The organism is Bradyrhizobium cenepequi (assembly GCF_020329485.1).
In the GTDB taxonomy this organism is placed as follows: domain Bacteria; phylum Pseudomonadota; class Alphaproteobacteria; order Rhizobiales; family Xanthobacteraceae; genus Bradyrhizobium; species Bradyrhizobium cenepequi.
In genome coordinates this window covers 62821-83161 of sequence record NZ_JAGKJI010000011.1, presented here as the reverse complement: position 1 = coordinate 83161, position 20341 = coordinate 62821, and the positions used below count along the sequence as shown (strand labels likewise).

18 protein-coding genes are annotated in these 20341 nt (G+C 61.7%); 3 read left to right on the top strand and 15 right to left on the bottom strand.

Annotated features, from left to right (window positions below; genetic code table 11):
* Positions 1–33: 33 nt before the first annotated feature.
* From J6497_RS14875 to J6497_RS14855, 5 genes are all read right to left on the bottom strand, one after another.
* A complete protein-coding gene (locus J6497_RS14875) occupies positions 34–1329 on the bottom strand; it encodes an ArgE/DapE family deacylase (protein ID WP_225705014.1) in 1296 nt (431 codons plus the stop codon).
* A 104-nt stretch (positions 1330–1433) separates the two neighbouring features.
* Positions 1434–2711, bottom strand: a complete 1278-nt coding sequence (gabT, locus tag J6497_RS14870; RefSeq protein ID WP_225705013.1) for a 4-aminobutyrate--2-oxoglutarate transaminase — start codon at positions 2709–2711, stop codon at positions 1434–1436.
* Positions 2712–2780: 69 nt separating this feature from the next.
* On the bottom strand, positions 2781–3704 hold the full coding sequence (locus tag J6497_RS14865) for a LysR substrate-binding domain-containing protein (RefSeq protein WP_225705012.1): 924 nt from the start codon (positions 3702–3704) through the stop codon (positions 2781–2783).
* A gap of 148 nt (positions 3705–3852) precedes the next feature.
* The gene (locus J6497_RS14860) at positions 3853–4794 is read right to left on the bottom strand and encodes an alpha/beta fold hydrolase (protein ID WP_225705011.1); all 942 of its coding nucleotides are present in this window, start codon (positions 4792–4794) and stop codon (positions 3853–3855) included.
* Between the two features lie 214 nt (positions 4795–5008).
* Positions 5009–5512, bottom strand: a complete 504-nt coding sequence (locus J6497_RS14855) for a DUF6496 domain-containing protein (RefSeq protein WP_225705010.1) — start codon at positions 5510–5512, stop codon at positions 5009–5011.
* A gap of 201 nt (positions 5513–5713) precedes the next feature.
* Between J6497_RS14855 and J6497_RS14850 the strand changes: the two genes are divergently transcribed.
* Positions 5714–7027, top strand: coding sequence for a PLP-dependent aminotransferase family protein (locus tag J6497_RS14850; protein ID WP_225705009.1), 1314 nt, complete (start codon positions 5714–5716; stop codon positions 7025–7027).
* On the opposite strand, the gene J6497_RS14845 is transcribed toward J6497_RS14850, so the two are convergent.
* Both J6497_RS14845 and J6497_RS14840 read right to left on the bottom strand, forming a co-directional pair.
* Positions 6995–8248, bottom strand: a complete 1254-nt coding sequence (locus J6497_RS14845; protein ID WP_225705008.1) for a CaiB/BaiF CoA transferase family protein — start codon at positions 8246–8248, stop codon at positions 6995–6997. The two genes, J6497_RS14850 and J6497_RS14845, sit on opposite strands and share 33 nt — an antisense overlap.
* Positions 8235–8936 (bottom strand): haloacid dehalogenase type II, encoded by a 702-nt coding sequence (locus tag J6497_RS14840; RefSeq protein ID WP_225705007.1) that lies wholly within the window; start codon positions 8934–8936, stop codon positions 8235–8237. The genes J6497_RS14845 and J6497_RS14840 overlap by 14 nt, the downstream gene beginning before the upstream one ends.
* Before the next feature lie 94 nt (positions 8937–9030).
* Here J6497_RS14840 and J6497_RS14835 point away from each other — a divergent pair, with 94 nt between their 5' ends.
* A complete protein-coding gene (locus tag J6497_RS14835; RefSeq protein WP_225705006.1) occupies positions 9031–9933 on the top strand; it encodes a LysR family transcriptional regulator in 903 nt (300 codons plus the stop codon).
* Here the strand turns inward: J6497_RS14835 and J6497_RS14830 are convergent.
* From J6497_RS14830 to J6497_RS14795, 8 genes are all read right to left on the bottom strand, one after another.
* Positions 9930–11342, bottom strand: coding sequence for an MFS transporter (locus J6497_RS14830; protein WP_225705005.1), 1413 nt, complete (start codon positions 11340–11342; stop codon positions 9930–9932). The genes J6497_RS14835 and J6497_RS14830 overlap by 4 nt on opposite strands.
* A gap of 509 nt (positions 11343–11851) precedes the next feature.
* Complete coding sequence (locus J6497_RS14825) at positions 11852–13360, bottom strand: class I adenylate-forming enzyme family protein (protein WP_225705004.1); 1509 nt, start codon at positions 13358–13360, stop codon at positions 11852–11854.
* A 148-nt stretch (positions 13361–13508) separates the two neighbouring features.
* Positions 13509–14738: an ABC transporter substrate-binding protein gene (locus tag J6497_RS14820; protein WP_376708209.1), complete on the bottom strand. Its 1230-nt coding sequence runs from the start codon at positions 14736–14738 to the stop codon at positions 13509–13511.
* A 233-nt stretch (positions 14739–14971) separates the two neighbouring features.
* Positions 14972–15436, bottom strand: coding sequence for an Lrp/AsnC family transcriptional regulator (locus J6497_RS14815; RefSeq protein ID WP_225705002.1), 465 nt, complete (start codon positions 15434–15436; stop codon positions 14972–14974).
* Between the two features lie 179 nt (positions 15437–15615).
* Positions 15616–16377: an SDR family NAD(P)-dependent oxidoreductase gene (locus J6497_RS14810; RefSeq protein ID WP_225705001.1), complete on the bottom strand. Its 762-nt coding sequence runs from the start codon at positions 16375–16377 to the stop codon at positions 15616–15618.
* 24 nt (positions 16378–16401) lie between these two features.
* On the bottom strand, positions 16402–16812 hold the full coding sequence (locus J6497_RS14805) for a PaaI family thioesterase (protein ID WP_225705000.1): 411 nt from the start codon (positions 16810–16812) through the stop codon (positions 16402–16404).
* Positions 16809–17828 carry a zinc-binding dehydrogenase gene (locus J6497_RS14800; RefSeq protein WP_225704999.1) on the bottom strand — a complete coding sequence of 340 codons (1020 nt, stop codon included), beginning with the start codon at positions 17826–17828 and terminating at the stop codon, positions 16809–16811. The genes J6497_RS14805 and J6497_RS14800 overlap by 4 nt, the downstream gene beginning before the upstream one ends.
* Positions 17829–17842: 14 nt before the next feature.
* Positions 17843–18565, bottom strand: a complete 723-nt coding sequence (locus tag J6497_RS14795; RefSeq protein ID WP_225705099.1) for an aspartate/glutamate racemase family protein — start codon at positions 18563–18565, stop codon at positions 17843–17845.
* A 945-nt stretch (positions 18566–19510) separates the two neighbouring features.
* Here J6497_RS14795 and fabI point away from each other — a divergent pair.
* Positions 19511–20302, top strand: a complete 792-nt coding sequence (gene fabI, locus J6497_RS14790) for an enoyl-ACP reductase FabI (RefSeq protein ID WP_225704998.1) — start codon at positions 19511–19513, stop codon at positions 20300–20302.
* The last annotated feature ends 39 nt before the right edge of the window (positions 20303–20341 follow it).

Here is a 20341-nt window from a genome sequence, read left to right as displayed (position 1 = left end):
AATGAGACGCCGCCAAAGATGCGGCGACGACCATCACAGCTTCTTCAGCCCGCACCAATTGGCAACGAACAACGCGATGCTCAGTGTAATCTTGCGGACGCTTTCGAGATCGACGCGCTCATTGAACGCATGAGGCCCGATGCCGTAATGGCCGTAGCACAGCGCCGGAATTCCATAATCGACGTTGTAGTAGCGCGTGTCGGTGACGGCGGTGCCGATCTGCAACTGCATCGGCTCGTTGAAAACCACTTGATGCACCGAGGCGAGCACCTGCTCAGCTTCACTTCCGGGTTCGCAGACTGACGGATCCGCCTGGAAGCCGCTCCAGATCAATTCAGCCGGATTGCTTGAGAGGAAGCTGTCGGTGCTCTGTGCTTCGGCGAGACACTTCTCGATGCCACGCATCGCCTCCTGCGGAGTCGTTCCAGGAAGCAGGCCAAGCCGGCAATCGAACTCGCACCAAGCCGCCGTCGAGCTTGCCCAGTCACCACCCCTGATGATGCCGACATTGAATTTGATCGGCGATTTGACGGTCTTGAAGCATGGATGATCCACGGCCTGCTCGTTGAGCTGCTTGGTATAGTCCTGGAACGCACGGATCACGTGCATAGCAGACAAGATGGCGCTAGTGCCCGTCTCGGAATACGCAACATGCGCCGGCGTGCCCCGCACCCGCACGCGGAACCAGATCGCGCCGACCTGCGCGCGCAAGAGCTTGTGGCCGATCGGCTCGGGGATCAGGCACGCGTCGGCGCGATAGCCGCGCATCAAGGTCGACAGCGCGCCATTGCCGGTGCTTTCTTCCTCGGTGACTGTCTGCAGGTGGATCCGGCCCTGCGGTGCGTAGCCCGCGGCGCGGATCGCATCGAGCGCGTAGATCATTGCCGAGACGCCGGCCTTCATGTCCTGAGCGCCGCGGCCATGCATCCAGCCGTCGCGCACCACACCGTCAAACGGCGGAAAGTCCCAGAAGTCGACCGGGCCTTCCGGCACCACGTCGATATGGCCCTGCATGATCAGGCTGCGTCCCTTCCCGCCGCCGTCATAGGTCGCCACGACCTGCCTTGAGCCGGCAAGATCGATCCCATCCATCGGGGCCGCCTTCGGATGGCTCATCAGATCGACATCGGCGAGGCTAAAGGCATCGACCTTGTAGCCGCGCTCGGCCAGGCGTTCGGCCATCCAGGCTTGGAGCGGGGCCTCCTGACCGCGGAGACTGCGAAATTGCACCAGTCGGGTGAGGAAGGCTACTTGGTCGTCAAAGTTACGATCGACGGCAGCCCCCAATTCTTCCGTAAGGCTGTTGGTCTTGGTGAGCTCTGTTTCCAAGGTCCTCTCCTGTTCGCAGGGTTGAATTCACCCGCATGCTCGTTGGTGTTCTGGCCGATGTTCGTCGCTCGTGGACGCATGAAGATTGAGGGTCATCTGTTCCTTCACGCGACGAGGCAAGATTCGAGGATCGAAAGCCCTTCGTCCACGATCTCATCCGATGCGGTCAGTGGCACCAAAATCCGAATCGTGTTCGCAGTCGTACCGCAGGAAAGAAGGATCAGACCGTTTTGGTGCGCGAGCCTGGTGACCTGACCGGTCGCTTCAGCGTCCGGCTCGCTGCTTCCCCGCTGCTTGAGCACATCAAAGGCGATCATCGCACCCAGTCCGCGAGCCCGGGAAATCGGCAGCAGATGGTTGGCCTGCGCAAAGCGGTCGATCACATCGCGCAAGCGCGCGCCGATCGCATTGGCGCGTGCGAGAAGGTTCTCTTGTTCGAACACATCGAGGACCGCAATCGCGGCCGCGCATGCCAGCGGATGGCCGGCATATGTGCCACCGAGGCCACCCGGCTCCGCCGCGTCCATGATCGCGGCACGTCCGATCACGCCCGACAGCGGCAAACCACCGGCAAGGCTTTTCGCGACGCAGATAAGGTCTGGCTTGACGTCATAGTGCTCCATCGCGAACATCTTTCCGGTCCGACCGAATCCGGTCTGAACCTCGTCCGCGATCAGCACGATTCCATTCTCGTCGCAAATGCGACGCAGCCCACGCATCAGTTCGGGCGGAGCCTGGTGGAAGCCGCCCTCGCCCTGCACGGGCTCGATGATGATCGCCGCCACCTGAGATGCATCGATGTCGGCCTTGAAAATGAAGCCGATATAGCGCAATGCGTCGTCGACGGTGACCTCGCTGCCACTGATGGGGAATGGCACATGCCACACGCCGGGCAGAGGAGAAACGACACCCTTCTTGTAGGGGACGACTTTCCCCGTCATCACCGACGCAAAGGCTGTGCGCCCGTGGAAGCCCCCCGTGAACGCGATGACCCCGCTGCGGCCGGTTGCCGCACGAGCGATCTTGACCGCATTTTCGGTAGCCTCGGCACCGGTTGTGAGCAGGATCGACTTTAGCGGACCGCTGATCGGCGCCAGCGCGTTGAGACGCTCCGCGAGCTCGACATAGGAGTCATAGGCGGCGACCTGGAAACAAGTATGCGTAAAGCGATCCAACTGATCGCGAACCGCCTTGATCACCTGCGGATGGCGGTGACCGGTGTTGAGAACCGCAATACCGCCGGCAAAATCAACGTAACGTCGTCCTTCGACGTCCCAGAGCTCGCTGTTGATTGCCCGGTCAACGAAAACCGGCGTGGCATGACCAACGCCACGCACCACCGCAGACTGTCTTCGCGACATCAGTTCGGAGTTTAGCGCCATTACTTACTTCCTCAAGTTGAGGAAACCGTAGTTGGCGCCTTCGAACGAACAACCAGTTTTATTATCTCGCTATGGTGACTCACATGCACCGATCGGACCGTTCGGTGCGCCAGCCAGCACATTTTGTAGCCAATTCCGCAATGCAACAATTGCCGGGTCGCGCCAGCGCTCCTTCAAGGCGACCAATTGATACGTTCCCATATAGACGGAGGTGGAGAGGACCTCGACCAATGCGCCGGTGCGAAGGTCGTCCTCGACAAGGACGTCGTTGGCGATCGCCACGCCCTGCCCCAGTCGCGCCGCCTCGATGGCGAGGTGGGCGTGCCAAAGGCGCTGGCCGCCGAGCTGCGGCAAATCGACCAAGCCGGCCAGCCGAAACCAGCGCTCCCATTGCTCGGTCGACTCTTCGTGGATCAATGCGATCGAGGCCAGGTCCTTCAGGCTCGTGATAGCAGGATGGCGCGCCAGATAGCTCGGGCTGGCCACGGGGAAGACCCTTGGCCGGATCAAGGGCTCGGATGCGAGATCGAGATGCGTGGTGATCACGTCGGCATAGACGATCTCGGCATCCGCCTCACCTCGCGAGAGATCGGGATGCGACAATGTCGGCTGCAGGTTGACCTCCCATCGGTTTGGTGGGCCCGTCAGTTCGGGAAGTCTCTGCAGCAAACGACGGTTGGCAATGCCGGGAATACACCAGATGTTCAGGGTGGTTCGCGACGGAGGGCGCACCGCGACCGTGGCGCGCGCGATGATATCGAACGCCTGCGACAACTGCTCATGGAGGAACGAACCTCGTTCGGTGAGCATGACGCCGCGACCCTGGGCCCGGACAAGCGTGACGCCGAGGCTTTCCTGCAGGTTTTGGATGTGACGCGAAACGACCGTATGGCTCACCGCCAACTCATCGCCAGCCGCACGCATGCTGCCGGTGCGGCCAACAGCTTCAAAAGCTCTTAATGCGACGAGGGATGGAACCCGGGGCCTGGTCATAATGGTGGGGCAATCAGCGCTTCAATCGCCGCGAGTTATGCCCCACCTAAATGTTTTCTTCAATTAGAACAAACACATCGTCGGCGCGCGATCCGACAATGCACATCGACGGTCGACGCGTCCCCATCTTGTATCGTTCGCGTCAGGCCTATTCGGGGTGCCTGGACAGGAAATCGATCACGAGACGCGCTATATCGTCGACCTTCTCGTCGAGCGCGAAGTGACCGGCGTCCAGCAGATGAATCTCGGCGTCCGGCAGGTCGCGCCTGAACGCGTCTGCGCCCGGCGCAATGAAGGATGGATCATAGCGTCCCCACACGATCAGCGTCGGCGGCTTGTGCTCGCGCAGAAACGCCTGCCATGCGAGGTAAGAAGCCACGTTCGTACGATAGTCGTAAAGCAGCTCCGCCTGGATTTCGCGCTGCCCGGGTCGCGACAAGAACGCATATTCGTCGGTCCAAGTATCGGGATTGTAGCGCTCAGGATTGGGGCTGTTGCCAATATGACGGAGCTTGGCGCCTTCGAGCGAGGTGAAAGCCTCGACCTGCTCCGGGTGGGCATCACGATCGGCCCAATATTGCGCAATGCCGCTCCATTTGGAGCCGAACCCCTCCCTGTAGGCGTTCGCATTCTGAATCACAAGCGCGCGCACCCGCTCGGGATGAGCCACCATGATGCGATAGCCAACCGGACCGCCATAGTCCTGCAGGTACAGGATATAGCGGCTGATCTTGAGCTGCTCGAGCAAGGCGTTCGTGGTCTGGGCGAGATGGTCGAAGGTGTAAGCGTAGCGCGAGGGCGGCGGAGCCTCGCTCTGGCCGAACCCCGGATAGTCCGGTGCGATCAGGTGATAGCGGGTGGCAAGAAGCGGAATCAAAGTATCGAACATCCGCGAAGAAGACGGAAAGCCGTGCAACAGCACGATCGTCGGCGCGTCGCTCGGCCCCGCTTCACGGTAGAAAATGCCGACGCCATCTACCTGTACGCGACGATAGGTGATCGTGGCCGAAGTCGATGGCAGGGCCGCGGCCCGGGCGCCATGACCCGTGACGAGCGCCGCGACGGTCGATAGAACGGTTCGGAGCTCCATATTCGTACCCCTAAGCAACGCGCAGGCCGACTGGCGCCGCGAAGCTCTAAACCAATGTGTATCGGCAATCTGGCTCGACGATGATGGCCGCGCGCGTCTCCACTACAGATCCCGCCAAAGAGCGCGTGTACTGATCCGGCAGGTCGCGCCAACGTGCCCAACAGATGCCGTTAGATACCGTTCAGAACACGACTGTCGTTCACCTCGGGCGTCTTCAACGTTTCCGCCGCGTCCTCGTGCGCGCGGCCTTCTTTGCTGCGGCCGAACGGATCTTCGTACCTTTGGTACGGACCGCCTTGCGGGCGGCAGCCGAACGTGATGCCGCACTGCGTCGGCTCGCGGCGCGCTTGGCCTGTTGCGACAACGCAGGCTTCGAAGCCGAACTTCGCGGTTCGCGTTTCAGCACCTGCTTGACTGCGCGCGAAACGCGCGGCTGGCGCCGCGTCTTGCGCCGGCCTTGGCCTGCCTCATAGGCATACTTGGCGCTGCGGCGCGTGCGCGCCTTGGCTTTCCGTTTCGTGGGCGGAGGAAGATCGACGCCGGCACGGCGCGCTTCGGAAAGACCGATCGCAACGGCCTGTTGCGGTGACCTTGCTCCATGCTCGCCGCGGCGAATCTTGTCCATCTCTTCGCGCACGAACTCGCCGGCCTGCGTGGTCGGCGACTTGCCCGCACGTTTGTCCTGCTTGGCCTTTCGGACGGTCTCCTTTCGTGGCATCGCATGCTCCAATCAAGATTCAGCACGTACGAGGCAACGTATGGAGCGACGAAACGATCCAATAATGGGAACCGGGCACTGCGGAAGTCATCTGCCCCAAGCGCGAGGCGTCTTACGGCTAAAACCCGGGAGGCGCGGCCAAGGAGCCAATTCCCTCCGGACACGTTAATGCTGATGCGCGGGGACGACTGAAGGCCGGGCATGGAAACACTCGAGGCATATCTCCACAGGAAGCACAAAGAGCTTAGTTTGCTGAACAGCTTCCTCGGCACTCCTTTGTTGCTGCGGCAGCCCGGCTCGATAGCTGAGGTCATTGAGCACAAATTTCAACTGGCGGCGGCTCTGAAGGCGGAACATGCGCTGCATGATTGGGCGCTCACGGAGACCGCCTGGGCGTATCCGGGCCGACTGCGCGTGGGACCATTCGAGTTCAGCTACGACTACCAACGCGCCGACTTGGAAGTACGCGGCCCATCCTATTATCAATTCGACGACTCGGCAGCCAATGAGACGATCTATACTTCTTCAGGGATGGCCGCGATATCGGCGCTGCTGTTGGCATCGGCGCCATTGATGCCTGACGCGGACATATTGGTATTACCTGGCTCTTATAGTGAAACCCTGGAGCTGATCGAAAGCCATGTCAGGCATTTGCGGCTAGTCGTATTGAAAGGTTCCCCCGACGAGATCGCGTCTCAAGTCGGCGGATTGCGGGTGCTTCTCCTGGATTCATGTGCCCCCGCGGCCACGTTCGAGGCGACCCTCCGCTGTGCGAGCCCGCGCCTGGATCTCGTCGTTTTCGATACGACCTGTTTCTCGGGCAGCTCCGGACGCATCCGCCGCGTTCTGAGCTGGGCCCATCGTTGGGAAATTCCAATTGTGCTCGTACGCAGCCATACCAAGCTCGACTCCCTCGGGTTGGAATACGGCCGGCTCGGCTCCGCGGTCTTCGTCGACTGCGAAAAGCGCTGCATGAATCACGCGCAACTGAAGGACCTTGCCGGGGAAATGCGAAAGGCCGTTCGCCTGTTCGGCGGCGCAGCGTTGCCAGCGCATTTCCCGCCCTATGTCGGAACGGAAGCCTATTGGGATCTCACCAACAAGCGGGTCTCGGCAATCTTGCGGAACGGCAGGAGGACTGCGCGCTATTTTGCATCCGCGCTCGCCGGCTCGTTGGCGGAACTTCGTTTCGCTCACGGACTCTATGTGACGCTCGCGCCGAAGCGAATGTTGGATGAGAGGCAGGCGAAGCAGATGGCGGCCGATTTGTGCTACGACTTGAGCAAGGCCGGATTGCCGTTGCGTCATGCAGGAAGTTTCGGCTTCGATTTCGGTGCGGCAGAATGGTTCCACGACAAGACACACGATCGCCACCTAGTTCGGATCGCGATCCCAGACCTGCCTACATCACTTTGGGACCAGGTCGCTCAAGCCGTAGCCCAATGGTGGTCAGTGCACGAGAAGCAACAGTTTCGCGCCGCGTCACAGTCGCAGTCGCGTCTTGTATTCCGATAGAGCGGCGGTTGGCCGCTCTCCAAACGCTCCTTCGGCGGCAATATTCTCGATCCGATCGTCCGACCAACCGAGCCATTCCGCAAGCACTTCGCGCGTGTGTTCGCCGAGCATCGGCGGCGGCGTCGAGGGCGCCGGCGGTTGGTCTGCGAAGCGCGTTGGCCTGGCGATGAACCGCACGTCGCCCGCGACCGGATGTCGGACGGTCTGGACCATCCCCCGCTCGTTGAGTTGAGGCGTTTCGCATACCTCGCCGACGGACTTGATCGCTCCGCACGGGATGCCGGCCGTGCCGAGCGCCTGGAGCCACTCGACGCGGGTTTTAGTCGCGAAGATTGGAGAGATGATCGCGACGAGCTCGTTCCTGTTCGCGGCGCGCTGCGGTGCAGTTTCGAAACGTGCGTCCTGTAGCAGATCCGGCCGATCGATCACCTCGCAGAACGCCGTCCAGAACTTGTCGTTCGCGACCCCAACATTGATCCAGCCGTCCCTGACTTCAAACGGTTCATACGGGGAAATCGTAGGGTGGACGTTTCCGCGACGCCTGGGGCTCTGCCCCGTGGCGAAGTACATGCCGGCGTTGAAGGTCAGGAGCGAGGCCATGGCGTCGAGCATCGAGACGTCGAGCCGCCCGCCTTCGCCGGTTCGGCTCTTGCGCATCAACGCGGCCAGCACCGACTGGGACGTATACAGGCCGGTAACGAGATCGGCAATCGATGTTCCGACCTTGGTGGGCGGCCCGTGCGGGTCTCCGGTGATGTCCATCACGCCGGACTCGCCCTGGAGGATCAGATCATAGCCCGGGCGCCCGGCGTCACCGCCAGTACGGCCAAACCCCGAAATGCTGCACAGGATAACGTCCGGCTTTCTGGACCGCAGCGCCCCAAAACCGAGTCCCCACTTCTCCAAGGTGCCGGGGCGGAAGTTTTCGATCACGACGTCGGCGACGGACGCCAGATCCAGCACGGTGTCGCGACCTGACGCCGACTTCAGATCGATCGCGCAACTTCGCTTGTTGCGGTTCACGGAAAGAAAGTAGGCGCTCTCGCCAGCGATGAAGGGTGGCCCATAGCGGCGACTTTCGTCGCCGTGGCGGGGATCCTCGATCTTGACGATGTCGGCTCCGAGGTCGCCAAGTTGCATCGTGGCGAACGGACCGGAGACGACCCGGCAGAGGTCGAGGACCTTGATGCCGGATAGCGGTTCGCGATCAGACGATCGCATCGGCGAGATCCTTCATCGTCGGCACCAGGATGTCGGGCTGATGCGGTGTGATGCCGAACGACCGGCTGCGCCGATCGATAAAGGCCGTTCGCATGCCGGCGGATTTGGCTCCGATGCAGTCGAAGGCGTGATTGGCGACGAACAGGACCTGCTCGGGCTTAACGCCCATGATCTCGGCCGCCCTTGTGTAGGTCGCGGCGTGCGGCTTGAAGGAATTGGCTTCGGCCACGGAGATCACCCGATCGAATGGGATCTTGTGGTACTTCTTCGCGGTCTCGAGCATATCCGGATCGCCGTTCGACAGGACGACGAGCTTGTATTTGGTCTGCAGCCGCGCGAGCGCTTCCGGGACCTCGGGAAACGGCATCAGCTTCTCGATCTCGCCAACCAGGTAGCGGACGTCGTCCATCGTGTAGGCGATCTTCGCGCGGTCCATGACGTGGGCGACGGCGCGGTGGCCGATCTCACGGTACGGCGTGTGCTCGCGATGGAGCAGCGCGTCGATCATGGAGTTCTCGAAGTGCGTACGCCGCCACCAGGTGACAAATGAGTTTGGATCACCGTTCCATCCCTTCTTCTCGAGGAGCGGCGCGGCGATCTTGGTCAGGCCGCCCTGCATGTCCACGACCGTGCCGTACTGGTCGAACATGCAGAGCTTCACTTCGCTCTTGATCGTCTCAAAGCTCACTTGCGCTTCCTTGTTTGGACTCGCGTTGTACGAACCCTGCCGCCATCGATGAAATGGATTTGTGCTCTCTCGTTATTCACACTATGAATGAGCGATGAACCTTCGCTCCATCGACCTCAATCTGCTCGTTGCGCTGGACGCCCTCCTGACCGAGCGCCATGTGACGAAGGCAGCCGACCGCGTTGGCCTCAGCCAGCCGGCGATGAGCAATGCGCTCAACCGGTTGCGTGCGATGTTCGACGATGAGCTTCTGGTGCGAACAACGACCGGAATGAAGCCGACGCCCCGGGCAACCGAATTGGCGGAGCCGCTGCGCCAAGTCCTGCGCCAGGTCGAGCGCGTGATGGTGAGCGATGCCGCTTTCGATCCGAACCGAACGGAACGCACCTTCACCATCAGGATGTCGGACATTCTCGCCTGCCTCCTGCTTCCGAAACTAGCCGCCGCAAGGCCGGTGGGCTCCCGGATCTCCTACAACACGATCCACCTGCCGCCGTCGCTGACCGTAGACGCGCTCGAGCGGGACGAGATCGACGTCGCGGTCAGCATGGGTCTGGAGCACTCCGCGTCGATCCGATCGGAGACGCTTCTCCGCGACCGCATGGTCTGCCTGATGCGCGATCGCCATCCGATCAAGCGCGGACGGCTGACCTTTGAGCGCTTCATTGCCCAGGAGCAGATGAAGGTTTCCATGAGCCCGACAGACCTTCGCTTCGTCGACGACGTGCTCGCCGAGCGCGGTCACCGAAGAAAGATCGCTTTGAATGTGCCGCATTGGCTCGTCGTGCCTCACGTGCTGAAGGGGACCGATCTGCTCGTGGTGATGCCCAAGCATCTCGCCGCCGTCCTGATGGAGAACGACCTCAGGATGGAGGAGTTGCCCTTCGAGTCCGTGCTTTTCGATTGGATGTTGTACTGGCATCGGCGGTACGATCAGAGCAGTGCGAACGGGTGGCTTCGCGATCGGATCAGAGCGGTCTGCTCCGACCTGAGCTAGACGCCGATGTCCGCCGGCCTTTGCGAAACCGAGGCCGGGCTTTCGCTATGCGTGTCCGTCACCGCCGAGGCGCTCTCCAAGGACCGCCCCTTCGTCTCGAAACCGAAGACCAGGAAGATCACAGCTTGGAAGACGAGAATGCCAGCCAAGGTCGTCAGTACGCCGGTCAGGCCCTGCCAGGCGAAGATCGCGACCACGACGTACTGGACCAGCGCGGTCGCGATGCGTCCTGAAGTCGCGCAGATGGCCGTGCCGCGAAGCCGATAGCGCGTCGGGAAGAGTTCGGGAACGTGCATGGCAAAGCCTGTCGCTAGCATGACGTAGATTGACGTGACGAGCAGGAAGCCCGTGCACGCGAGTGCGACGCCGTCCGACATGTGCGGGTACGCGATACCGAGCGCCGCCGCCACGATCGACGATCCGACGATCGACAGCCTGCGCCCGAGCCGGTCTGCGAGCGCGAGTCCGATCAGCGACCCGACCGGCCCACCCAACGCCATCACCGTCGTGTAGCCAAGCGAGGAGACGATGCTGTGGCCGCCTTTCACCATGAAAGTCGGAAGCCAGCCGATGAAACCGTAGAGACTGAACCCGACGACGATGTGCAACAAACTGCCAAGCAGCGTGCGTCCAAGGTATGGCGGCTGGAACAGTCGCCAGACCGGGCCGGCGCTGTCTTCCGTAGATGTCTTTGCGGCGACGGGCGCGAGCGTCCCCTTGCGCGCCGCCTCCGCCTCGATGGCCTCAAGAATCTTCTCGGCTTCGTCCGCGCGCCCGTTCGCCGCGAGCCAGCGGGGTGATTCCGGCATCGACTTGCGCAGGAACCAGACGATCATGGCGAGAACGCCGACGAGGCCGAACATGTAGCGCCATCCGAACGTCGGAATCACCCACAGGCCAACCATGGAGGACGCGAACAACGAGAAATTGGTGATCACGGCCAACAGTCCGATCCAGCGCCCGCGCGAGGACGCCGGCACGAACTCCGTCAGGGTGGCGTAGCCGACGACGATCTCCGCGCCGAGGCCGATGCCTATGATGAAGCGCAGGCCGATCAGGATGACCATGCTGGGCGCGAAGGCCGCAGCGATCGACGCCAGGCCGAAGATCGCGAGGTTTACCTGGTAGGAGAAGCGGCGGCCGAAGCGGTCGCCGAGGATGCCGGAGAACCATGCACCGATCGTCATTCCGACGAAAGTCGCGGAGACGAACGCGGCGTTGAGCTCGAGCGTGGACCAGCCCTCCTTGAGCACCGTCCCGAGCACACCGCCGGCGAGATAGATGTCAAACGCGTCGAGGAACATGCCGGCGCCGATCAGGGCCAGGATGCGCCAATGGAAACCGCAAATCGGCAGCCGGTCGAGGCGCTCGCCCGCGTTGATATCGATGAGTTCGGCGGATCGCGCCATTCTTCAACCTCCCCCGTCCGGCCTTCTGGGCGCCGGAGCTCTCGTCGCGGATTGATCGACGAGCCGAGGATTGCCGTCCAATTCAAATCGAAAATTCGACTATTTCGCTCCGTGATGATGCGGTGCGCGATCCAACCAGGCCTTGAGCCTTTAACTGAGTAGGTTCACTCCGAGGCTCGCAACACCGGATACTTACGGTTGGTCGAATTGCAGATGCCTATGCTCTGCACGAGGACGCCAAGTGCAGCCAAACGAGACCCGCGTCCCACGCAGTGAGCACTCTCTAAGTTGTTGATTTTTTCCGCGGCGCGCGTTTTCCAAGGACTAGGGAATGGGGCGGCTGGCCGAAGTCGCCCTGACGTCACTTGCCCGGCAAGGTATCGAAGTTCTCCTCAACATAGCCATCACCGCGCGTCGCAAATGCGCGGTAACTGAAATGTTGCCTGAGGCCTCCGGAAGGTGGCCCCCTCCGAACGAGATGTGGCGGACTGATTTTACCTAGTTAAAGATCATCGGGCGCGGCGCCGGAGCACGATCCGTTCGGCTTCCTCGGTCAGCAGGCGGCGATCGGGTTTGTTGGTCGCCGACAGCGGAATCGCAGACCGGAATTCGACGAAACGCGGATGCGCGAAGGCGGGTCCATTATCGATCGTGAATTTCTTAATCGCGGCCTCGTCGACCTTGGCGCCGTCCTGCGGCACGACGAAGGCGAATGGCAGCATGCCCTTGATTTCGTCGGGCACAGGCACGACCGCGGCCTGGTGTATACCCGGCATCCGCTCGATCAGCTTTTCGACTTCACCCGGCCAGACATTCTCGCCGCCGACCACGAACATGTCGTCGGCGCGGCCGAGGAAGTGGAAGAAGCCGTTCTCGTCGCGACGCATGATATCGCCGGAGCGATACCATCCGTCGCGCATCACTTGAGCGGTCTTTTCGGGTTGGTTGTTGTAGCCCTCCGTCAACATCGGGCTCTTCATGTAAAGCACGCCCTCGTACGGAGATGGCCCTTCCCGAAGCTCGGCCAGCGCGCCCGGCACCGGATAGCCCAGTGCCGTATCCGGCCGCGGCACCCCGTCGGGATGCGGACCGAACACGCCCGGTCCCGCCTCGGTGGTGCCGTAAGCGTTGCTGATCGCTGCACCTGGGAAAAGATTTTGGACCTTCTCGACCAGCGACTTGGTCAGCGGCGCCGATCCCATCATCACGTTGGTCACCGACGAGAAATCGAGCATTCCGATGAGGTCGCGCTCACGCGCTAGCATCGCCATCATGGTCGGCACCGATGTCAGCCAGGTGACCCGATATTTGGCGATCGCCTGGGCGTAAGGCCGCGCATCAAAGGCGGGCAGCAACACCATCGATGCTCGGGCGTGCAGCGCCGTCTTGACGCTGATCGTCGCATTCATGTGGAACATCGGCGCGGCGACGATGTAACGGTGCTGCGAGCGATCACCGGCCCGTGCCGCGGTATCCAGCGCCCACATCTGCGACGCATGCGAGAGCACCACGCCTTTCGGCATGCCGGTCGAGCCGGAGGTATAGAGGATCGTGGCGATCTCCCGGCCATTCGGTTCGAACGCGGTGAACGGACCGTGGTCGAGCAGCGCTGCGTAGCCCTCGGCGGTATCGAAGTCGATGCCGAGCAAATGATCTGGCACCAGCGACGCCCGCTCGTGATCGTGGAACACCGCCCGAAGATCGGCGTCCCTGACGATGTAATTGACGGTTTCCCGCGCTAGTTTGAATGAGATCGGCACCGCGACCATGCCGGCCCGCATGATCCCGAGATAGACTGCGATCATCCGCGCCGAATTCAGCGACATGATGCCGATGCGGTCGCCCTGCTTCAGCCCCTTGGCGAGCAGGCCGCGGGCCACCGCATTGCAAGCGGCATCAAGCCCGGCGTAGGTGACTTCTTCCGGCCGGTCCGGTTGACGAAGATCGATGATCGCAACCTTGGCAGGATCTTTTGACGGATCGAAGCAGCAACCGAGGTTACGAGAAGGCCAGGACATCACTTCCACTCCAGAGAAAGCTCAACGCGATGATCCGCTCGCCGAATGCGTGCGGACCATCGAGATGATATAATCGCCGTGCAGGGCGGCAAGATAGCCCGGCCAGGTTTGCCGCTGGGTTGACGGCCACACTCGGAAGCCCGATCGGTCACTTCTTGACCAGCGGGCAGGCACTTTCCGATAACGGGCGGAACGCCTGATCCGCCGGGATCGTCTCAAGGATCTTGTAGAAATCCCACGGGCCCTTCGACTCCGATGGCTTCTTCACTTCCGCGAGATACATGTCATGCACCATGCGACCATCGATCCGAATGTGACCGTCGTGCGCGAAGAAGTCGTTGATCGGCATCTCGCGCATCTTGGCCATCACGGTCTGCGCGTCCAGCGTACCGGCCGCAGCGACCGCTTTGAGATAGTGCATCGTGGACGAGTAGTCGCCGGCCTGAGTCGAAGTCGGCGTCTTGCCGAATTTCTCCATGAAGCGTTTCGACCAGGCGCGGGTCTCGTCATTCAGATCCCAATAGAACGCCTCGGTGAGCAACAGCCCTTGCGCGGAGCTGAGGCCGAGCGCCTTGGTGTCGTTGAGATTGATCGCGAGACCAACGACCTGCTGCTTGCCGTCGCGGCCGATGCCGAATTCGGCCGCCGACTTGATTGAATTGATGGTATCGGCGCCGCCGTTGGCGAGCGCGATGACGTCGGCGCCCGAGTTCTGCGCCTGCAGCAGGAATGAGGAGAAGTCGCTCGTATTGATTGGATGTCTGATCTCCGAAACCACGGTGCCGCCCACCTGCTCGACGAAGCGCCGGCTATCGTTAGCAAGCTGGTGGCCGTAGGCGTAATCGGCTTCGAGGATCGCCCACTTTTTCTTGCCACGGTGGACGACGGCATTGGCCGTGCCGCGGGCCAGCGCATAGGTGTCCCACGTATAGTGGATGCTGTTCGGCGTGCACTTCTCGTTGGTGATCACCGAGGTGCTCGCCCCGTTTACGATCGCGACGCGGTCCTTCGACTTCGCGAGTTCCATCACGCCGAGCGCCACCGCCGAGTTCATCAGATCGGCGAGCATCACCACGTTCTTCTCGTCGATCCACTCGCGCGCGAGTGCCACGCCCACATCCGCCTTGTTCTGATGGTCGGCGGAAATGACCTCGATCGGACGCCCAAGCACCTTGCCGCCGAAATCGTCGACTGCCATCTTGACCGCGGTCACCGCGCCCGGACCGGAAATGTCGGCAAAAACGCCGGACATGTCGGTAAGCACCCCGATCCGCACCGGCGAGGCATCCGCCGCCTTGTGCTGAGCTGACGCGCTACCGATGCCCAGGCTCGCGGTGCCGAGCCCTGCACAAAAAGCGGCCGTCGCCAGCCGCTTCATCACAATCCTACGGTAAATGTTCTTCATAGTTCCTCCAACCAGGCGATCGTATAGCTATCTGGCTTCATGCTTTCGGGTATGAAACCGCTTGAAAGGCTTCTTACGAGGGGGCGGCGGCACGCGCGTCGGCTTACAGCACGCGCGCTTGACCTGCAAAGGCGAGTTGAACAGCGCCTCGGCGGGGGGCGAGCTGACCCCTGCCTCATCAATCAACGGACGGGTCGCAGCGCGGTTCATATCTTGACGTAGTTAAGCGGCAGCGCAGTGGAGTATTTGATCGTCTCCATCGCGAAGCTCGAACTCACATCGAAGAGTTCTGCCGCGCTGATAAGTCGCTTATAGACGCCGTCGTATGCCGCTACATCCGGCACGACGATGCGAAGCAGATAGTCGACCTCGCCGCTCATGCGATAGAATTCGGTCACCTCCGGAATCTTCGCAACCTCGCGGGCGAACGACGTCATCCACTTGGTATGATGCCTGTTGGTCTTTAGCGTGACGAATACCGTCACCGGCACGTTGACCATATTTGGATCGAGCAGCGCGACGCGCCGGCGGATGATCTTCTTCTCGATCAGCGCTTGGATCCGCCGCCAACAGGGCGAACTCGACAGCCCTGCCTTCTCGGCGACGGCCGCGAGCGGCATCATCGCATCCTCCTGCAGGGAACCGAGAATTTTAAGATCGATGCGATCCATCAGCGTCCTGCCTCCAACACAGACCACGCACTGACTTTACAGAATGCACTGCACATGAGGGAACGCGGAAGATGCCGCAGCATCTTCGTAACGGCCATCCTCGCGATGGCGCATGCAAGAGCAGATCTTTGCGCCGGCGCCGGCGTTAGGGAATAAAAAATCTCGGTCGGGATGCGTCCTCATAAGCGTTGGCCGCCGCTCGCTTCGATGGTCTCGCCGGTGATCCAACCGCCCTCCCGCGATGCAAGAAACGCGACGACCGGTGCGATATCGCCGGGGTCGGCAATCCGGCCGAGCGCCACGGTGTCGCGGATCGCGCTGCTGCGCTGCGGATCCGACGCGGCGGGGTTGAGGTCGGTCGAGGTTGCACCCGGTAGCACCGCGTTAACGGTGATGCCGCGCGGCCCGAGATGCGCGGCGAGCACGCGGCTGAGCGTCGACAGCGCTGCCTTGGTCGACGCGTAGACCGGCATGGTCGGGAAGGACAGCCGCGCCGCCATCGACGAGATGTTGATGATGCGGCCACCGTCCGCCATGACCGGGAGCAGCTTCTGAATCAGGAAGAACGGTGACTTGAAGTTGATCTGCAGCATGCGGTCGAAGTCGGCTTCCGTCACCTGCTCAATGGTCTTGCGGTCGTCGATGCCGGCATTGTTGACGAGAATGTCGAGCAACGGCGGATCGCGTCGCGCGCGGAGCTCGCCGATCAGCGCCTCCGCAAGCCGACTGGCGCCGGCAGCATCGGCGAGATCCGCCGCGACCAGGAAGCCGTCACCACCTTGCGCGCGGATCAGGTCGAGCGTCTGCTTCGCCTTGTCGCCTTGGACCCGATAATGAACGCCAATGACTGCGCCATCTTGCGCCAGCCGGATAGCGATCGCTCGGCCGATGCCGCGGCTTGCGCCGGTGACGAGAGCGATCTTGCCAGCAAGTAGCTTCATCGCGACCCTGCGCTCGCGGACGTTCTAGATCGCATAGGTCGCCCGCCCGATCGCGATCAGAGCGCCGTTCATGTCATGGACGTCGACGTCGGCGACGCCCACGGTGCGGCCGAGCCGGCGCACCCGACCGGTGCAGATCAGCCCGGTATCGATTGCCGGCCGGAAGAAATCGACACGGAAGTTGATGGTCGGCAGGCCGCGACCGACGAACATCACCAGCGCGTAGTCGCCCACGGTGTCGATGATCGACGCGATCGGACCACCGTGCCACTGCTTGGTGCCGGGCTCCCGCTCGAACTCCGGCCGCATCGGCGCTCGCATGACGACTTCCTGCTTGTCGGCATCGAGCGTGGTCACCGTTAGGCCGAGAAACGAGATGAACGGCGACTGCTTCAGCATCGCCTCGATCTGCCCCTGATCCAGCGGCGTGGTCATGGCGTCACCACGACTTTGCCGACCACGGTGCGGTCATCCAGCATCTGTAGCGCGTCTGCCGCCTGCTCCAGCGGGAACGACTTGTCGATCAGGGCACTCAGTTTGCCGGCGGAAACCAACGCGAACAGCTTCTCGATGTCCTCGCGCTCCCAGCCGTTGGAGCCGCGGATCTGCAGTTCGAATGTCCAGATCACCCGGAGGTCTTCGGCCGGATCGTAGCCGGCGGTCGCGCCGCAGGTAAGGATGCGGCCGCCGAGCTTCAGTGTGCGCAGCGACTTCACCCAGGTGTCGCCGCCCGTGAAGTTGACGACGACATCGACGCCGCCGTTGACGGACGAGCCGCCCCCGGCGCGCTGCGGCCGACCGTGACGCTGCCGCACGACCTGCATGAAATCTTCCTGGGTGTAGAGGATGACTTCGTCGGCGCCGAGTTCCTTGAGCCGCCGCCCCTTCTCTTCCGAGCCCGCGCAGGCGATGACATAGGCGCCGGCAATCTTGGCGAGTTGCACGCAACACACACCGACACCGCCGCTGGCACCGAGGATCAGTACCTTCTCACCCGCCGAGACCTGACCGTTGGTGGTCATCATGCGGTGCGCGGTGCCGTAGGCGACCGGCAGGGCCGCCGCGTGCTCGAAGCTCACATTGTCGGGAATCCGGACGAGCTGGTGCGCGCGTGCCTTGCACAGCTCCGCAAGACCGCCATTCATGGTCTCCCCCATCAAACCGCCCTCGACGCGATTGAGCGGATCGACGAGCACGCGGTCGCCGACCTTCCAGCCCTCGACATCGGAACCGACCTTGACGACCTCGCCGGCGACATCGAGGCCCATGATCACAGGCAGCGGGATCTTGATCCCCGGCATGCCGCGGCGGGTGAAGATGTCATGATAGTTCAGGGACGTGGCCCGCACGCGCAACAGAACGTCGGCTGGCCCGATGTCGGGATCAGGAAAGTTCGGATCGAAAGTGAGCTTGTCCAGCCCCCCGTGTTCCCGCAGGACCATCGCACGCATTAGAACCTTCTCCCTTAGGCTGCGTCGGCGCGACCGAGCGGCCCGTCGCCGAGTGCGAAATCGACCGCCGCATCGGCGTGTAGCAGCGTCGAGTCGAACGCCGGTAAATCAAGGTTCTCCGGCCGGATCAAGAGCCCGATTTCGGTGCAGCCCAGAATCACGCTATCCGCGCCGGCCGACCGCCCGCGCCTGATGACCTCCATGTAGCGTTGCCGCGAGGACTCACGAATGATGCCGCAGCACAATTCGGAGAAGATGATGTCGTGCACCGCAGCGCGGTCGTCGGCCTCTGGTACAATGGTATCGAGCCCGTGCCGACCGCTCATGCGCTCGCGATAGAAATCGTGCTCCATGGTGTAGCGGGTCGCCAGCAGCAGCGGCCGGCGGGCGCCGGCAGCCTTCAACTCATGAGCGCAGATGTCGATGATATTTAGCAGCGGGATGCGGACCGCCGCCTGCACCGTATCGGCGAGCTTGTGCATGGTGTTGGTGCAGATCAGCACACAATCGGCGCCGGCGGCCTCGAGCTCGCGCGCGATCTTCTGCAGCACGCCGGCGGCGCCGTCCCAATCGCCTGAAGTTTGCATCGCGACGATTGACTCGAAGTCGACCGAGCGCATGACGATCTCGGCAGAATGCAGGCCGCCGCAGAGATTGCGAACCTGCTCGTTGAGCCGGCGATAATACACCGCGGTGCTTTCCCAGCTCATTCCGCCAATCAAACCGATCGTCTTCATCATCAGTCCTCGCAATCCGGTTGCTGGCGCAACCTCCGTCGCCATGATCGCGAAGGGACGCAGCGTCATGCCAGCTGCCCACGCGACCACCCATTGATGGGACTCTAGCACCGGCAACCGATCGACGGCTTGCGTTGTTGCACCATCCGAGCCTCCGTTTTGGAAACTGTTTCCATTAAGCGCCACTGTACAAAATATGATTCCAAGATAAGCGTCCTTCCCGCAGGTTACACCCAGAAACGCCCATCAAATTGGCTCTGATTGCCTTACAACTGCTCCTTGAGGCTCCGCGACACCGATACTGCCTGAGATGAAGAGAGCGGCACCGGTACGACGCGTCAAACCGCGTCATGATGAAATCCCCGCATCTAATCCACGTGCCGTAAAGGTCCGCGACCTCGACAGCCGCGGCGCTCCGCTTCTTTCTAGCGATGATATTCCCAACGATCGTTCTTGCTTACCGACGGTCTCCCGCGTCCCGGCCCCATCAAGAACAATCAGCGAACATCGTCAACTCCTCGCACGGCGCGCGACGCATGACCACAAAGGCGTCGCACGAGACCCGTTTTTGTTCTCGGCGGTCATCTTGCGAAACTATTGAAAAGAAGGGTTCTTTATTTGGTGGGCGCAACAAGGCTCGAACCCCGGTCCCGCTGATTGAGAGTCAACCACGGGCTAAGGACAAACAATGATTTGCCGGTCGCACCTCAGGGCTTATCCGACCGAAAATGGCCGTTCGTCGGCAGCATCGGCGGTCGTCGTTGGACTGCCACCGGGTAGGCATCGGGAACATTATCCCCCGGCCACGAATACGTAGCAATTGGATCGCGAGTTGCTACTCAGGATTTGTCTAAATGTGACGCGATCTCGGGGCGGTGCATGCCGAGCATACACTGCCGCTGTTTTGCAAATGCATCCAGCCAATTCAATGCGCATGAGAGCATCATGACCATTCCAGTATCTCCTGAGACGAAGGTTGCCCTCAAGGGACGAAAAGGCCTGATCGTAGGGATCGCCAACGATCAATCTATTGCTTGGGGTTGCGCCAAAGCATTTCGGGCCCTGGGCGCCGACTTGGCTGTGACCTACCTGAATGACCGCGCGAAAAGGTTTGTCGAACCGCTCGCTAGGGAGCTGGAAGCGCCGATTTTCATGCCGTTGGATGTCAACGTCGAAGGGCAGACGGAGCAGGTATTCGAGCGGATCGGAAAGGAATGGGGGCAGCTCGACATCCTGCTGCACTCGATCGCCTTTTCTCCAAGAGAAACATTGCATGGACGGGTTATTGATGTTGCGCGCGACGGATTTCTCAAGACCATGGAGGTATCGTGCTGGTCATTCATGCGAATGGCGCATCTGGCGGAGCCGTTGATGAAGAACGGCGGCACAATGTTCACCATGACCTATTACGGCAGCCAGGTGGTCGTGGAGAACTATAACGTCATGGGCGTAGCCAAAGCAGCGCTAGAGGCGGCAGTACGTTATATCGCAGCCGAAGTAGGCCCAAAGGGTATACGGGTGCATGCCATCTCCCCAGGGCCGCTGGCGACGCGCGCAGCGTCCGGCATTCCGGAATTCGATGAGCTGCTGGACAGAGCTCAGAGCAAGGCGCCAGCGCGAAGTCTCGTTAGCATCGATGACGTCGGAGCGGCGACGGCGTTTCTGGCGCTTGACGGCGCCAAGCTTATCACTGGCAATGTCTTGTATGTCGATGGTGGTTACCACATCATCGATTGAGTCTGCGTCGAACTTGGCTGGGGCTTGGTCGGAGCTCGG

What these genes read in the sequence shown, in the direction of transcription:
- gabT (WP_225705013.1), bottom strand. Translation starts at nt 2,711, where the DNA reads ATGGCGCTAAACTCCGAACTGATGTCGCGAAGACAGTCTGCGGTGGTG.
- J6497_RS14865 (WP_225705012.1), bottom strand. Translation starts at nt 3,704, where the DNA reads ATGACCAGGCCCCGGGTTCCATCCCTCGTCGCATTAAGAGCTTTTGAA.
- J6497_RS14860 (WP_225705011.1), bottom strand. Translation starts at nt 4,794, where the DNA reads ATGGAGCTCCGAACCGTTCTATCGACCGTCGCGGCGCTCGTCACGGGT.
- J6497_RS14855 (WP_225705010.1), bottom strand. Translation starts at nt 5,512, where the DNA reads ATGCCACGAAAGGAGACCGTCCGAAAGGCCAAGCAGGACAAACGTGCG.
- J6497_RS14850 (WP_225705009.1), top strand. Translation starts at nt 5,714, where the DNA reads ATGGAAACACTCGAGGCATATCTCCACAGGAAGCACAAAGAGCTTAGT.
- J6497_RS14845 (WP_225705008.1), bottom strand. Translation starts at nt 8,248, where the DNA reads ATGCGATCGTCTGATCGCGAACCGCTATCCGGCATCAAGGTCCTCGAC.
- J6497_RS14835 (WP_225705006.1), top strand. Translation starts at nt 9,031, where the DNA reads ATGAACCTTCGCTCCATCGACCTCAATCTGCTCGTTGCGCTGGACGCC.
- J6497_RS14830 (WP_225705005.1), bottom strand. Translation starts at nt 11,342, where the DNA reads ATGGCGCGATCCGCCGAACTCATCGATATCAACGCGGGCGAGCGCCTC.
- J6497_RS14825 (WP_225705004.1), bottom strand. Translation starts at nt 13,360, where the DNA reads ATGTCCTGGCCTTCTCGTAACCTCGGTTGCTGCTTCGATCCGTCAAAA.
- J6497_RS14820 (WP_376708209.1), bottom strand. Translation starts at nt 14,738, where the DNA reads ATGAAGCGGCTGGCGACGGCCGCTTTTTGTGCAGGGCTCGGCACCGCG.
- J6497_RS14815 (WP_225705002.1), bottom strand. Translation starts at nt 15,436, where the DNA reads ATGGATCGCATCGATCTTAAAATTCTCGGTTCCCTGCAGGAGGATGCG.
- J6497_RS14810 (WP_225705001.1), bottom strand. Translation starts at nt 16,377, where the DNA reads ATGAAGCTACTTGCTGGCAAGATCGCTCTCGTCACCGGCGCAAGCCGC.
- J6497_RS14805 (WP_225705000.1), bottom strand. Translation starts at nt 16,812, where the DNA reads ATGACCACGCCGCTGGATCAGGGGCAGATCGAGGCGATGCTGAAGCAG.
- J6497_RS14800 (WP_225704999.1), bottom strand. Translation starts at nt 17,828, where the DNA reads ATGCGTGCGATGGTCCTGCGGGAACACGGGGGGCTGGACAAGCTCACT.
- J6497_RS14795 (WP_225705099.1), bottom strand. Translation starts at nt 18,565, where the DNA reads ATGAAGACGATCGGTTTGATTGGCGGAATGAGCTGGGAAAGCACCGCG.
- fabI (WP_225704998.1), top strand. Translation starts at nt 19,511, where the DNA reads ATGACCATTCCAGTATCTCCTGAGACGAAGGTTGCCCTCAAGGGACGA.